The 15155-nt window shown below is 62.4% G+C and carries 11 protein-coding genes, 1 tRNA gene and 1 pseudogene; 11 read left to right on the forward strand and 2 right to left on the reverse strand.

Annotation, left to right across the window (positions count from 1 at the left end; translation table 11 throughout):
* The first annotated feature begins 117 nt into the window (after positions 1-117).
* Positions 118-1311 carry an LL-diaminopimelate aminotransferase gene (locus ASE49_RS08340; protein WP_056770394.1) on the forward strand — a complete coding sequence of 398 codons (1194 nt, stop codon included), beginning with the start codon at positions 118-120 and terminating at the stop codon, positions 1309-1311.
* Positions 1312-1459: 148 nt separating this feature from the next.
* Positions 1460-2188 (forward strand): winged helix-turn-helix domain-containing protein, encoded by a 729-nt coding sequence (locus tag ASE49_RS08345; protein WP_082456362.1) that lies wholly within the window; start codon positions 1460-1462, stop codon positions 2186-2188.
* Positions 2189-2200: 12 nt separating this feature from the next.
* Here the strand turns inward: ASE49_RS08345 and mobA are convergent, their stop codons facing one another.
* The gene (gene mobA, locus ASE49_RS08350; RefSeq protein ID WP_056770398.1) at positions 2201-2734 is read right to left on the reverse strand and encodes a molybdenum cofactor guanylyltransferase; all 534 of its coding nucleotides are present in this window, start codon (positions 2732-2734) and stop codon (positions 2201-2203) included.
* Between the two features lie 172 nt (positions 2735-2906).
* Here mobA and ASE49_RS08355 point away from each other — a divergent pair.
* Positions 2907-2980, forward strand: a tRNA-Cys gene (locus ASE49_RS08355).
* 271 nt (positions 2981-3251) lie between these two features.
* Here the strand turns inward: ASE49_RS08355 and ASE49_RS17720 are convergent.
* Positions 3252-4032 (reverse strand): annotated as a pseudogene (locus tag ASE49_RS17720) (IS5 family transposase).
* Positions 4033-4162: 130 nt separating this feature from the next.
* Here ASE49_RS17720 and ASE49_RS17725 point away from each other — a divergent pair.
* The 8 genes from ASE49_RS17725 to ASE49_RS08410 all read left to right on the forward strand — a co-directional run bounded on the left by ASE49_RS17725 (position 4163) and on the right by ASE49_RS08410 (position 15121).
* Positions 4163-4914, forward strand: a protein-coding gene (locus tag ASE49_RS17725) for an IS5 family transposase (RefSeq protein ID WP_200921998.1) whose coding sequence is annotated in 2 segments (ribosomal slippage) — positions 4163-4493 and positions 4493-4914 — 753 coding nt in all. Because the reading frame shifts where the segments join, the coding sequence is not laid out codon by codon here.
* Between the two features lie 120 nt (positions 4915-5034).
* A complete protein-coding gene (locus tag ASE49_RS08380; RefSeq protein ID WP_056770407.1) occupies positions 5035-5397 on the forward strand; it encodes a hypothetical protein in 363 nt (120 codons plus the stop codon).
* A gap of 344 nt (positions 5398-5741) precedes the next feature.
* Positions 5742-6704: a malate dehydrogenase gene (gene mdh, locus ASE49_RS08385; protein WP_056770409.1), complete on the forward strand. Its 963-nt coding sequence runs from the start codon at positions 5742-5744 to the stop codon at positions 6702-6704.
* 124 nt (positions 6705-6828) lie between these two features.
* Positions 6829-7719: a succinate--CoA ligase subunit alpha gene (gene sucD, locus ASE49_RS08390; RefSeq protein ID WP_056770413.1), complete on the forward strand. Its 891-nt coding sequence runs from the start codon at positions 6829-6831 to the stop codon at positions 7717-7719.
* A gap of 197 nt (positions 7720-7916) precedes the next feature.
* A complete protein-coding gene (locus tag ASE49_RS08395) occupies positions 7917-10766 on the forward strand; it encodes a 2-oxoglutarate dehydrogenase E1 component (protein ID WP_056771008.1) in 2850 nt (949 codons plus the stop codon).
* Positions 10767-10774: 8 nt separating this feature from the next.
* Positions 10775-12013, forward strand: a complete 1239-nt coding sequence (gene odhB / locus ASE49_RS08400; protein WP_056770416.1) for a 2-oxoglutarate dehydrogenase complex dihydrolipoyllysine-residue succinyltransferase — start codon at positions 10775-10777, stop codon at positions 12011-12013.
* Between the two features lie 110 nt (positions 12014-12123).
* Positions 12124-13521: a dihydrolipoyl dehydrogenase gene (gene lpdA / locus ASE49_RS08405; RefSeq protein WP_056770419.1), complete on the forward strand. Its 1398-nt coding sequence runs from the start codon at positions 12124-12126 to the stop codon at positions 13519-13521.
* A gap of 118 nt (positions 13522-13639) precedes the next feature.
* Positions 13640-15121 (forward strand): DUF4403 family protein, encoded by a 1482-nt coding sequence (locus ASE49_RS08410; RefSeq protein ID WP_056770423.1) that lies wholly within the window; start codon positions 13640-13642, stop codon positions 15119-15121.
* The last annotated feature ends 34 nt before the right edge of the window (positions 15122-15155 follow it).

Genomic DNA, 15155 nt, shown 5'->3' on the forward strand with positions numbered 1-15155 from the left:
TGCGCCCGATGCGCGCCGGATCCCGTCAAGGCGCAAGAGCCATTTGCGCGGACGGCGTAATCCCTTACAGGGGCCCAGCGGCGCGATTGCCGCCACGCAGCTGGATACCAACAGGTCATGGAAGACGAGTTCTACCGCATCAAGCGACTGCCGCCCTACGTCATCGCCGAAGTGAACGCGATGCGGCATGCGGCACGCCAGGCGGGCAAGGACATCATCGATCTTGGTATGGGCAATCCGGACCTGCCGCCGCCCCAGCACGTGCTCGACAAGCTGTGCGAGGTGGCGCAAAAGCCCGGCGCACACGGCTATTCACAGTCCAAGGGCATCCCCGGCCTGCGCCGCGCGCAAGCCAATTATTACGCGACCCGTTTCAACGTGGAGCTTGATCCCGAAACCGAGGTCGTCGTCACGATGGGCTCGAAGGAGGGGCTGGCCAGTCTCGCCACGGCGATCACCGCGCCGGGCGATGTGGTGCTGGCGCCCAACCCCAGCTACCCGATCCATACGTTCGGCTTCATTATCGCGGGCGCAACGATCCGCTCGGTGCCGACGACGCCGGACGAAAACTACTGGCGCTCGCTGGACCGCGCGATGGCGTTCACCGTGCCACGCCCGTCCATCCTGATCGTCAATTACCCCTCGAACCCTACCGCCGAAACGGTGGACCTGGCCTTCTACGAACGCCTCGTCGCGTGGGCGAAGGAAAACAAGGTGTGGGTGCTGTCCGACCTTGCCTATTCCGAGCTGTATTACGACGGGCAGCCCACGCGCTCGATCCTGGAAGTGCCCGGCGCCAAGGACATCGCGGTCGAGTTCACCTCGATGAGCAAGACCTACTCGATGGCCGGCTGGCGCATCGGCTTCGCGGTGGGCAACCAGAAGCTGATCGCGGCGCTGACGCGGGTGAAATCCTACCTCGATTACGGCGCGTTCACGCCGATCCAGGCGGCTGCCTGCGCTGCGCTCAACGGCCCGCAGGATATCGTCGAGCGCAACCGCCAGCTGTACCAGAAGCGCCGCGACGTGATGGTCGAAGCGTTCGCCCGTGCCGGCTGGGATATTCCGCCACCCAAGGCCTCGATGTTCGCCTGGGCCCCCCTGCCCCCCGCGCTCAAGGACATGGGCAGCCTGGAATTTTCCAAGCAGTTGCTCACCCATGCCGAAGTCGCGGTAGCGCCCGGCGTCGGCTATGGCGAGGATGGCGAAGGGTTCGTCAGGATCGCCATGGTGGAAAACGAACAGCGGCTCCGGCAGGCCGCGCGCAACGTGAAGCGATATCTGTCCTCGATGGGTGTAAATACGCCGTGACCGCTCCGTGATAATCGGAAGAAATCCAACGATTTCCGTGATATTTAGGTTAACTTCGCGTTAATTCTGTAAGAATCTACGTGTTGTTCCCTAAGCCTATTTCCCGCCATCAGGGCCCTGACGTTTCTCGTAAACGAGCAGGGATATTATGGCGGACCGTTATATGCGTCGCGAAGCGATGCACCATTTCCGATGGCTGAAGCCAGGTCGGATTCCTCTGGAATTCGACCTGCGCATCAGTGGGTGGGCGCTCGACGAAAGCGGTGAACCCTCCAGCGCGTGCATCGGCATTCTCGATGCCGGCGGTCTGGACGAAAATGACATGGCCCGCATCCGGGCTTATCCTGAAGATATGCGCCGCTACATTCTGGTGATCACCAGCGCCTCGGCGCAAGCGCGCACGCAATTGCTGCTGGCCGGCTTCGGAGAGGCCGTGGCCGATACGACCGAGCCGTACGAATTCGATGCCCGCGCTCGGCGGCTTGCAGAATTGACCCGCTGGCTGCCGCGCCATCGCACGCTCGGCAACCTCGAACTCGACCTTCTGGCCCGCGAAGCCTACAGCGCGGGCAAGTCCCTCAACCTCAATCCCCGCGAATTTGCGTTGATCTGGCGGCTGTCGGACAATCCGGGCGAGCCGGTCAGCAAGCAGCACCTGATACAGGACGTGTGGCGGATGGGCTTCGTGCCGGAAACCAATAGCATCGCGGTGCACATGTCGCGCCTGCGCCGCAAGCTCAGTTTTGCCGGGCTGGCAGGGATGATCAGCACCACGCCCACCGGCGCGTACTGCCTCTTGGCGCCCGGCTCGGGCAAAGCCGCGAGCGCGGTGGGCACTGCACGCGATGCACAGACTTTGTCTTCGGGGCAGTGCTGATACTGGCCAGAGTCAGCCTGACCAAGGACGCTCCGCCAGCGCGGCGAGATCGTCCGGGGTATTGAGGTTGGGAACTGCCGCCCCGATGTCGATCCGTCGGGCACCGATGCAATCAGCAAAACGATACATCGCGTGCGGACCCTCGCCCAGCAGTACATCTTCCAACACCGGCGCGGCTGCGGCGGGCCAGATGCCGATGACCGGCTGACTGGCAAGGCAGGCCGGTGCAGGGCCAAGCAGGCCCGGCAGATCGTCAGGAAACAGCCCCGTATCGACCCCGCAACTCAGGACCGTATCGTAACCCGCGTCCTGCGCATGGCGAAGCGCGGCGGCCAGCCCGCCCAGCGGACCCATCCCGGCGCGTGGCCAGTCCGGAACGGTCGGGGCCGGCGCCCTTTCCCGTCCTGCCACGACGACATGGTCGCACCACTGCGCCAGCGCATCGACAGCCAGGGCGATCAGCGTATGCCCGCCCAGCATCGCCAGCGCCTTGTCGCTGCCAAAACGGCGTGACAGCCCGCCGGCCAGAACGACACCCAGGATCATGCGCCACCTCGTTGCATCACGGGCCATACCGATGCGCGCATCCCAGCTGGTTGGGAACCCTGCCCGCACACATGCCCGCGAAATTCGCAAGCCCACCGCATTTCTTGCCAAAATGCGCAAATCCCGTTGCGCTCGCGTCAACGGGTTGCTAGGCGCGCACCTCCCCACCGGCGGCCCGATGGCGGAGTGGTTACGCAGAGGACTGCAAATCCTTGCACGCCGGTTCGATTCCGGCTCGGGCCTCCATTTTTGCTTATCAGCAAGTCTGGAAGCATCCCAAACCCGGTTTTTGTTTTGTTTGGGTGGCAATATGGCGCGATCAAGGTCGGCCATTTCATCAACTCGCACCCAATGATGGTAGATTTGACGGTTGCCCCGCACGCTGTCCGTCTAATGCGGACCGCTTTTCTACCGTAGGCAGTTCTCCCTCGGCTGCGCCCAACCTCGCCCGCTCTCGACGACGGAAGGACGGATGACTCACGACAGCGCCTCCTTACACATCCGTTGAATCAACTGATCAATGCCTGCACAAGACATTCAATGGGTCGAGCCAAAAGATGACAGTTGCAGCGATGCAGATGGCGGACATGAAGGTATGTGCGCAGCGATCATATCTGGTGTGGATGCGTCGCCAGTCCTTGAGCCTGCCGAACATGATCTCGACTTCGTGGCGCTGCCGATAGAGCGCGACATCGTGCGGTATCGGTACTTTGCGGTTCTTTTTTGACGGGATGCAGGCGGCGATCTTGCGGTCTGCCAGCGCGGCCCGGAACCAGTTCGCGTCGTAGCCTCTGTCGCCGAGCAGAGCTTTGGCCTTGGGTAAGGCGTCGATCATGAGCGCGGCACCCTGTAGTCGCTCATCTGCCCTTCACTGAGCAGCATGAAGAGCGGTCGGCCCTGGCCATCGCATACGGCATGAAGCTTCGAGTTCAGGCCGCCTTTGGTGAGTCCGATACGTCGGGGAACAGCCCCTTTTTGAGCAGGCTCGCCGCCGTGCGATGTGCCTTCAGATGGGTCGCATCGATCATCAACTGGTCCGGCTCCCCGCCCTTCGCCGCCAGGCCTGCGAAGATTTTGTTGAAACCGCCAAGTCGGCTGCGGCGGATGAAGCGGTTGTAGATCGTCTTGGACGGCCCGTACTCGGCAGGCGCATCCCGCCACCGCAGACCGTTCCGGATCACAAAGATAATCCCGCTGATGACCCGCCGATCATCGACACGCGGCACACCGTGCGACAGCGGGAAATATGGCTCGATCCGGTGCATTTGCGCCTCGGAAAGCCAGATCAAATCACTCATGACAGCGCCTTCTCACACCGCCATTGAATCAACCATGCGCTATTTTCGCAAGTGATTCAAAAAGTCCTGAGCCTAGGGCCTGTAGGGATTCAGGATTTCCAAGACGGCGGAGATATGATTCACACTATGGATGGATCGCTTCGTACTGACTGGTGCCCAATGGGCAAAGATCGAGCCGCATTGTCTGGGAAAGCCGGCTGACCCTGGGCGGAGCGGAAAGAACAACTGGCTTTTTATGGAGACGGTGCTGTGGATTGTCAGGACGGGCAGTCCGTGGCGTGATCTGCCAGCCCTGTTCGGCAACTGGAGCACGGCGTTCCGGCGGTTCCGCGATTGGGGTGAAGCTGATGTTTTCAAGCGGATTTTCGACGCACTATCGGAAGCGCCGGACATGGAATACGCGATGGTCGATGCCAGTATCGTCAAGGTCCACCGGCACGGCCAAGGCGCAAAAGGGGGACTCAGAGCCAGGCCATTGGCCGTTCCAAAGGCGGTATGACCACCAAGATTTTGGCGTTGACAGACGCCTTGGGCAACCTTGTGCGGTTTGAACTATTGCCAGGCCATCGGTTCGACACCATCGGCGTTGCACCGTTGATCAAAGGCATCCAGTTCGATGCCCTACTCGGCGATAAGGCTTTCGATTCCAACTGGATCGTCGAGGACTTGAATCAAGGAGGTGCGCAAGTAATCATCTCACAGCGCCCTGCGCGCGCCCAAAAAATCAAGATCGACGCCAAGATGCATGAATGGCGCCACCTGATCGAAAACTACTTTTGCAAACTCAAAGAGTTCAAGCGCATCGCAATGCGCGCCTGCAAAACAGACCAGAGCTTTTCGGCCATGATCTATCTCGCCGCTGCCGTGAGCAACGCGCCTTGAATCCCCACAGGCCCTAGGCATCACCGTCAAGGTTTGAGCAACCAAGTCCCGTCATGATGGCTTAGCGGCTCTCGTGGCAGAGGCGTTGCTGTCTTCGACCTGCAAAAGAGATTTCGTGCCATGTCCATCCGTTTCGCCGCTGCCTGGAATGCGACGAACCCGGCGATCGCGCACTCGCTCTGCACCGGGGCGCCGCTCGACGCATGCAACGACAACCAACCCGCCATCAAAGACTATCGCGGGATCCCGCCGGTAGCATCTGCGATCAGCACACCCGCCTGCCCGACAGACGCCGCTGGCCTTGCTGCCACGCTCATGCATTTTGCGCGCTATGGCCTCTCTGCCGCCCATCAGGCACGGATCAGGGCAGAAGTAGCCCATACAACAGGCGACACCCGCGCGATGACTCACTGGCTGGACATCTGCCGCCGACTGGACCGGCGTATGGCGTGCGCGGCAATGAAGGCGCTTGGCTGCGATTGATGAGCCCAGCCGCATTCATGTCACCTTCGCGGCGCAAGCATCAAGCCGAAGCGTGAGACGATCGCTGCATCTTGAGTTTCCAAGCCGCCCATTGGGCCGGTTTTATTGCCAGCCGGTGAACGACCAGCCCAAAAAACCTAGCTTGATATCCTTTTATTGCTATTGCGAACTGTTATCATATAAAACTGTCTTGCATTGCGGCGGTGCGGCCCTTTGATGGTTGCAATGTCTGGACGGGGGGCGTAGGGCCGGGCGCGCAAACACCGGCACCTGTCATTTGCGGGATTACAGCAGGCCGCCTTGAAGTCCGGACAATCCCGTCTTGGGAAGGACACGCACGGATCATGGCTCGTAAGAAGATTGCCCTCATCGGCGCCGGCAATATCGGCGGTACGCTGGCGCACCTCGCCGCGCAGAAGGAACTGGGCGACATTGTCCTGTTCGACGTGGCTGAAGGTCTGCCGCAGGGCAAGGCGCTCGATTTGTCGCAGTGCGGCCCGGTCGAAGGTTTCGACGCCAAGATCACCGGCACCAACGATTATGCCGATATTGCCGGCGCCGACGTCATCATCGTAACCGCTGGCGTTGCCCGCAAGCCCGGCATGAGCCGTGACGATCTGCTGGGCATCAACCTCAAGGTGATGAAGGCGGTCGGTGAAGGCATTGCCGCCAATGCGCCTGACGCGTTCGTGATCTGCATCACCAACCCGCTCGACGCGATGGTGTGGGCGCTGCGCGAATTTTCAGGCCTGCCCCACAACAAGGTGGTCGGCATGGCCGGCGTGCTGGACTCGGCACGCTTCTCCACTTTCCTCGCGTGGGAATTCGGCGTTTCCATCCGCGATGTGAACACTTTTGTGCTGGGTGGCCACGGCGACACCATGGTGCCGGTGGTGCAGTATTCCACCGTCAACGGCATCCCGGTGCCCGATCTTATCAAGATGGGCCGCACCACCCAGGAAAAGATCGACGCGATCGTGCAGCGCACCCGTTCGGGCGGCGGCGAGATCGTCGGCCTGCTCAAGACCGGCTCGGCCTTCTACGCTCCCGCCGCTTCCGGCATTGCGATGGCCGAAGCCTATCTCAACGACCAGAAGCGCATCCTGCCCGTCGCGGCGTATGTCGATGGTGCTTATGGCGTTGACGGCTTGTACGTCGGGGTTCCTGCGGTGATCGGCGCGGGTGGCATCGAACAGATCGTCGAGATCGAACTGGACGCGGAAGCCAAGGGCAACCTCCAGGTCTCGGTAGACGCGGTCAAGGAACTGCTGGTCGCCTGCAAAGCCATCGACGGCTCGCTGGCCTGAACGCAAAGCACATGCTCTCGCGCTGCCGCGCCGGTTTCCCGGTCGATAGCGCGGGCGCCGGACTACTTATTGGAACTGCCCCGGCCAACGCCGGCTGCTTCCACGATCAGGAACAGGAAAACCGATGTCAATCCTCGTAGACAAAAACACCAAGGTCATCACCCAAGGCATGACCGGCGCAACCGGCAGCTTCCACACGCAGGCCGCGCTCGATTACGGCACGCAGATGGTTGCCGGCGTAACCCCCGGCAAGGGCGGAACCGAGCATCTTGGCCTGCCGCAGTTCAACTCGGTGCACGAAGCCAAGGCCGCAACGGGCGCCACCGCCTCGTGCGTGTACGTGCCGCCAGCGGGTGCGGCTGACGCGATCCTGGAAGCGATCGATGCGCAGATCGAACTGATCATCTGCATCACCGAAGGCATCCCGGTGCTGGACATGGTTCCGGTGAAACGCGCCCTCGTCGGCTCGAAGTCCCGCCTGATCGGCCCCAACTGCCCCGGCGTGCTGACGCCCGGCGAATGCAAGATCGGCATCATGCCCGGCAGCATCTTTTCCAAGGGCTCGGTCGGGGTTGTTTCGCGCTCGGGCACGCTTACCTATGAAGCCGTGTTCCAGACCACCAACGCAGGCCTCGGCCAGACCACTGCGGTCGGCATCGGCGGTGATCCAGTGAACGGAACCAACTTTATCGACATGCTGGAACTCTTCCTGGCGGACGATGAAACCGAGTCGATCATCATGATCGGTGAAATTGGCGGCAGCGCCGAGGAAGAAGCCGCCCGGTTCCTGCAGGATGAAGCCAAGCGCGGTCGCCGCAAGCCGATGGCTGGCTTCATCGCCGGTCGCACGGCGCCTCCGGGCCGCCGCATGGGTCACGCTGGCGCGATCGTTTCGGGCGGCCAAGGCGGCGCCGAAGAAAAGATTGCGGCGATGGAAGCGGCCGGCATCAAGGTGTCGTCCAGCCCTTCGCTGCTAGGTGAAACGCTGGTCGAAGCCATCAAGGCGTTTGCCTGATTACATAGCCAGCCGGCGGCGCGGATTTTCAGGAACCGCGCTGCCGGAGGGCGCTTACAGAAAACACGTATGGGACATCCGGTCCCGACGTGAGTATCCGAGCGGACTTTCGGCCCCCTCCTCCTCTGGGGTCGTCCATGCCGCAACGTGAGGACGTCTGGCTGCACGTGGTTGCCGGCCAGCCGATTGGTGACGCCATGGGCGACGAGAGTTTCGAATTCACCCCGGATATCAGCTTGAATGAGCCCCAGGCTGGCCCGAGCTGGCAGCGCGGCAACTGGCCCCAGGTCGGCGGTGAGGCCGAGGACAGCTGGACGCAAGGACTCGATCCCACCGCGCTCAAGGCGGAAATCGCCAAGGCTACTGCCAAGGGCGGTGTCAAGATAGACCAGTCCGCAATCGACGAAGCGGCAGCTGATGCCTTCCGGGCGATGACCCTGATCCGCACCTACCGCGTGCGCGGCCACCTTGCCGCCGATCTCGATCCTTTGGGCCTCAATCAGCGCAAGCTGCCAGCAGACCTTACGCCCGAATACCACGGCTTCGTGGGCGCGGCGCAGGACCGCAAGGTCTATGTGGGCGGCACGCTGGGCCTGGAATGGGCGACCGTACGTGAGATCGTGCAGATTTTGCGCGCCAACTATTGCGGCAAAGTCGGCCTGGAATACATGCACATCGCCGACACCGAGGAACGCAAGTTCCTGCAGGAACGCATGGAAGGCGCGGACAAGGAGATCGAATTCACGCCCGAAGGCAAGAAGGCGATCCTGGCCGCCGTCGTACGTGGCGAACAGTACGAAAAGTTCCTCGGCAAAAAGTACGTCGGCACCAAGCGCTTTGGCCTCGACGGCGGTGAATCCATGATCCCCGCGCTTGAAGCCGTAATCAAATACGGCGGCACGCTGGGCGTCAAGGAAATCGTCTACGGCATGGCCCACCGCGGCCGCCTCAACGTGCTCGCCAACGTGCTGGCCAAGCCGTACAAAGTCATCTTCCACGAATTTTCAGGCGGCACCGCCAACCCGGAGGACGTGGGCGGCTCGGGCGACGTCAAGTACCACCTCGGCACCTCCGCTGACCGTGAGTTCGACGGAATCAAGGTGCACATGAGCCTGATGCCCAACCCGTCCCACCTCGAAACGGTGGATCCGGTCGTGCTTGGCAAAGTGCGCGCTTATCAAGTGATCGCGGACGATATCGGCGACGATGTCGGTGCGGGCGCCAAGCACAAGCAGGTGCTCCCCGTTCTGATCCACGGCGACGCCGCCTTCGCCGGCCAAGGCATCATTTGGGAATGCTTTGGCTTGTCGGGTGTGAAGGGCTACAACACCGGCGGCTGCATCCACTTCATCATCAACAACCAGATCGGCTTCACCACTAGTCCGCAGTTCGCGCGCAATTCTCCCTATCCGTCAGACGTGGCGAAGGGTGTGCAGGCCCCGATCCTGCATGTGAACGGTGACGATCCGGCAGCTGTGACCTTCGCGTGCAAGCTGGCGATCGACTATCGCCAGACGTTCGGCCGCGATATCGTGATCGACATGTGGTGCTATCGCCGCTTCGGCCACAACGAAGGTGACGAGCCCGGCTTCACGCAGCCGCTGATGTATTCCAAGATCCGCCAGCATCCGCCTGTCAGTCAGATCTACGCTGAGCGCCTGAAGCGCGAAGGCGTGATAGACGATGGGTTTCTGAGTGAGACGGAAGCGGCCTTCACGGCGCATCTGGAAGAACAATTCGAAGCGTCGAAGACGTACAAGGCCAATCAGGCGGACTGGTTCGCCGGACAGTGGAGTGGTTTTCACAAGCCCGCCGACCCTGAAACCGCTCGCCGCAACGTCGACACCCGGATTGAATCCAAGCTGTTCGAAAGCCTGGGCCGCACCCTGACGACGATCCCAGAAGGCCTGACTGTCCACAAGACCCTGGCACGCGTACTGGCCGCCAAGGAGGACATGTTCAAGTCCGGCGAAGGCTTCGACTGGGCAACGGCGGAGGCGCTCGCCTTCGGTAGTCTGGTGTCCGAAGGCTACGGCGTCCGCCTCTCCGGTCAGGACTGCGGACGCGGCACGTTCTCGCAGCGTCACGCGGTGTGGACCGACCAGACCGACGAGCACAAGTACGTGCCCCTCACCACGCTGCCGCACGGACGGTTCGAAGTGCTGGATTCCACGCTGTCGGAATACGGCGTGCTTGGCTTCGAGTATGGCTATGCCAGCGCCGATCCCAAAACCATGGTGTTGTGGGAAGCGCAGTTCGGCGATTTCGCCAACGGCGCTCAGATCATCATCGACCAGTACGTCGCCTCGGCCGAATCGAAGTGGCTGCGGGCCAACGGCCTGGTGATGCTGCTGCCGCACGGCTACGAAGGCCAGGGGCCAGAGCATTCCTCCGCACGTCTCGAACGCTATTTGCAACTGTGTGCGCAGGACAACATCCAGGTCTGCAACATCACCAGCCCGGCCAACTATTTCCACGTGCTGCGCCGGCAGATGCACCGCCCGTTCCGCAAGCCGCTCATCATCATGACCCCGAAGTCGCTGCTGCGCCATCCGCTGGCCAAATCCAGTGCGAAGGAGTTCGTGGAAGGTGAATTCCGGCGCGTCCTGTCCGATCCCCGGCCTGCGGCAGACGCGGCAACCCGGCGGGTCATCCTGTGCTCGGGCAAGGTCTTCTACGATCTGCTCGAAGCGCGCGACGCGGCGGAGATCACCGACACGCAGATCATCCGGGTCGAGCAGCTTTATCCTTTCCCGGGCGAACCGCTGACCAAGCGCTTTTCGAGGATGCCCAATCTTGAGGAAATCGTCTGGTGTCAGGAGGAACCGCGCAATAATGGCTCCTGGTTCTTCGTTGAGCCTTTCGTCGAGGATGCCGCCAAACAGGCTGGCGTGAAGGCACCCCGCCCGCGCTATGCCGGTCGCGCCGCATCGGCATCGCCCGCCACCGGCCTTGCCAAGCGCCACACGGCTGAACAGGCTGCACTCGTTGCCGACGCGCTCAATCTTTCCGTTCGTTCAGAACTCCGTCGCAAGCAGAAGGCTTGAGATCTATCATGTCCACCGAAGTCAAGGTCCCCACGCTCGGCGAGTCCGTGTCCGAAGCCACCATCGGCCAATGGCTCAAGCAGCCGGGCGAAAGCGTCGCCGCTGATGAGCCCATTGCCAGCCTCGAAACCGACAAGGTTGCGATCGACGTCATGGCCCCCCATGCAGGCGTCATGGGCCAGCATCTGGCCAAGGAAGGCGAAACCGTCGTCGTCGATGCACTGATCGCCACCATCGAGGAAGGTTCGGGCGCACCTGCTGCGGCCAAGCCCGCCGCTGCGCCGGCAGCCGCAAGCCCAGCTCCTGCCGCGAGCACACCAGCTCCGGCTCCGGCCCCCGCAACCGCGACGGACGATGCCGCTGGCGCATCTGTCCTGTCCCCTGCCGTGCGCCGCGCGATCCTGGAACACGGGATCGACCCGGCCACTGTCAAGGGCACCGGCAAGGACGGGCGCATCACCAAGGACGACGTCCTGGAAGCCGCGAAGAACAAGCCCGCATCGGCTCCTGCCGCTGCAGTGGCTCCCGCGAGCGCTCCGGCATCCGGCCGTAACGAGGAGCGCGTCAAGATGACGCGCCTGCGCCAGACGATCGCCAAGCGCCTGAAGTCCGCGCAGGACAATGCGGCGTTGCTGACGACCTTCAACGACGTCGATATGTCTGCCGTCATCGCCGCGCGCGACAAGTACAAGGACGTGTTCCTCAAGAAACACGGCATCAAGCTCGGCTTCATGTCGTTCTTCGCCAAGGCTTCGGTGCTGGCGCTAAAGGACATTCCGGCCGTAAATGCACAGGTCGATGGCGACGAGATCGTTTATCACGACTATGTCGATATTTCGGTGGCGGTTTCGGCCCCCAACGGCCTCGTCGTCCCCGTCGTGAAGGACTGTGACAAGCTGGGCTTTGCCGGCATCGAAAAGGCCATTGCCGAATTCGGCAAGAAGGCCAAAGACGGTACGCTGACCATGGCCGACATGGCCGGCGGCACCTTCACCATTTCCAACGGCGGCGTGTTCGGCGGGCTGATGTCCACCCCGATCATCAACCCCCCACAGTCCGCCGTGTTGGGCCTGCACCGCATCGAGGATCGCGCCGTGGTGCGGGGCGGCGAGATCGTGATCCGCCCGATGATGTACATCGCGCTGTCCTACGATCACCGCATCATCGATGGCCGCGAGGCGGTCACCGCGCTCAAGACCATCAAGGAAGCGATCGAAGACCCCACGCGTCTGCTGATCGACCTTTAAAAGAAAACTGCCACGTATGCGCATAGCTTCGGCTTGGGCGCGTGCGTGGCCTGATGCTATTCCCGCTCGGGCTCAGCTTACCGAAGCCCAAAGCACGACGGAGGCCAACAATGGCTGATTACGACTACGACGTTCTTGTCATCGGTTCCGGCCCCGGCGGCTATGTCGCGGCAATCCGCGCCGCGCAGCTGGGCCTGAAGACCGCCTGCGTCGAAGGGCGCGAGACGCTGGGCGGCACCTGCCTCAACGTCGGCTGCATCCCCTCCAAGGCCCTGCTCCACGCGTCGGAATACTTCGATGCGGCAGCCAATGGCGCGATGGCGGCAATGGGGATCAAGGTCACCCCCGAACTGGACCTTGGCGCCATGCAGGCGCAGCGGCTCGATGCGGTGAAGGGCCTCACCGGCGGCATCGAATTCCTGTTCAAGAAGAACAAGGTCGAGTGGATCAAGGGCTACGCGCAGTTCAAGGATGCGCACACCGTTGAGGTTGCCGGCAAAACCGTCACCGCCAAGAATATCGTCATCGCCACCGGCTCGTCGGTAACGCCACTGCCCGGCGTCGAAATCGACAATGCCGGCGGTGTGATCGTCGATTCCACGGGCGCGCTGGAACTGTCGAGCGTCCCCAGGAAAATGGTCGTGATCGGCGGCGGTGTGATCGGGCTTGAACTCGGTTCAGTCTGGCGTCGTCTTGGCGCCGAGGTGATCGTGGTGGAATTTCTCGACCAGCTGCTCCCCGGCATGGACGGCGATGTGCGCAAGGAAGCCGCCAAGATCTTCAAGAAACAGGGCATGACGCTCAAGCTGGGTACCAAGGTCACCAGCGTAACCCCCTCGGGCAACGGCGCCAACGTGACGGTCGAGCCGGCCAAGGGCGGCGAGGCGGAAGTGATCGAGGCGGACGTGGTGCTGGTATCGATCGGCCGGCGCGCCAACACCGATGGACTGGGCCTTGACGCGATCGGGCTGGAACTGAACCAGCGCGGCCAGATCGAGACGGACCACGATTTCGGCACCAAGGTCGATGGCGTGTGGGCGATCGGCGACGTGATTCCCGGCCCCATGCTCGCGCACAAGGCCGAGGATGAAGGCATCGCGGTGGCCGAAAACATTGCCGGGCTGACCGGCATCGTCAATCACGACATTATCCCCGGCGTGGTCTACACGTCGCCCGAGTTTGCCGGAGTTGGCCTGACCGAAGAACAGGCCAGGGAACGTGGGGCCATCAAGGTCGGCAAGTTCCCCATGCTCGCCAACTCGCGCGCCAAGACTAACCATGAGCCCGATGGCTTCGTGAAAGTGATCGCGGATGCCGAAACCGATCGCGTTCTGGGCGTCTGGTGCATCGCCACGGTGGCTGGCACGATGATCGCGCAGGCTGCCCAGGCGATGGAATTTGGCGCGACCAGCGAAGACATCGCTTATACCTGCCACGCACACCCCACTCATTCCGAGGCAATCAAGGAAGCGGCCATGGCGGTGCGGGGCAAAGCTATCCACGTCTAAGCGCCTACGCCATGTAATTGGAAAGGGCCGGTCTAACAGCCGGCCCTTTTCCATGAACGTGTGGGCCAGCTTACGTGCTTCAGGAACACAGCGGGCTTTCGCGGATTTCTTCGCGACCATGGCATCACGCTTCTTCTGCGCCGCACTGCTGGCATCCACGCTGGTCCTGTCCGGCTGTGGCCGGGACCGGGGGGGCGGCGCCCCGCCGCGCGCCAACGATGCCATCGTGATAACGCCCCAGGCCTCGCTGATCACCGTACCCGTGCGCGCGGACCTGACCCAGCTTGCCGCCGCCCTCGACCACGAAATACCCCGCACGCTGTGGACCATAGACAAGCCGGATCAGACCTGCGTGCCCTCCCACCCGGTCGATCTTGGCATCGCCAGGATCCGCACGCCCAAGCTCAAATGCCGCATCGTGGGTGAAGTGACGCGCGGGGTCATGCAGTTTGCCGGCAAGGGCAAGGATATCGTGCTCACCATGCCGCTGCATGCAGTGATCCGCGCCGAAGACATCGGCGGTATCCTCAAGCGTGAAACCGCGACGGCGGACGCCGTGGCCCGCGCGGTGGTGCGCATCACCATCGCGCCCGACTGGTCGCCGCGCGGCACGGTGGACATCCATTACACTTGGACGAACGCCCCGCATGTCGAATTTCTGGGCCAGCGGATCGAATTGACGCAGGCCGCCGAACACAAGCTGGCGCCCGTGATCGCCCGGCTGGAGCGCGATCTTCCCGGCCAACTCGGTAAGCTGAAACTTCGCCAACAGGTGCAAAGCGCTTGGACCTCCGCGTTCACCACGCTCTCGCTAAACCGCGACCATCCACCGGTGTGGATGCGGATAAAACCGTTGGAATTGCAGTATGGCGGCTACGACATGGACGGCAAGAGCATGGTACTGCGGCTGGGCATGAAAGCGGTTACGGAGACGTTCGTAGGCAACCGTCCCGCCAATCCTGCCCCCACCCCCATGCCGGTAATGAAACCTCTGGCCGCGCAGGCGGGCCAGTTGGCGTTCTTCATTCCGGTGATTGCCGACTACCGGGAACTGGAGCCGGTGCTGATGAAGGCCCTGCGCAAGCGGTCTGCGCGCCCCTTTCTGGTGCCCGGCGTCGGGCCTGTACACGCTACTTTCCGCACGGCCACCATCTACGGAACTACCGGGGGACGCATCGCCGTGGGCGTGGAATTCACCGCGCGCGACGATGCGGGCGAAGTCGGCCCCACCAAGGGAACTGTATGGATGACTGGCGTGCCTACCAACGCCGACAACTCCCGCCGGGTGGGCTTCGACAATTTCGAGGTCAGCGGCACCACCGACATGACGGGCGGCGACTTGATCCTGAAAATGGCCAACGCGCCGGGCCTGGATGATACCATCGCCGCGTCGCTGTCACAGAACTTTGAAAATGATTACAACAAGCTGCTGGGCAAGATCGCCCGTGCGATCGAGGCCAAGCGCGAGGGCGATCTGGTGATCAGCGCCAAGGTGACTCGCACGCGCACCGGACGGATAAAAGCGGCCGGTCAAGGTCTGTATCTGCCGGTGTGGGCACAAGGCCAGGCATCCATCACTGTGCGACCTGCCGGCAAGTAAGGGCGTGGGGGACGGTGCCGGACCTTGCCGTGTA

The sequence above is a fragment of the Novosphingobium sp. Leaf2 genome (genome assembly GCF_001421325.1).
Taxonomy (GTDB): domain Bacteria; phylum Pseudomonadota; class Alphaproteobacteria; order Sphingomonadales; family Sphingomonadaceae; genus Novosphingobium.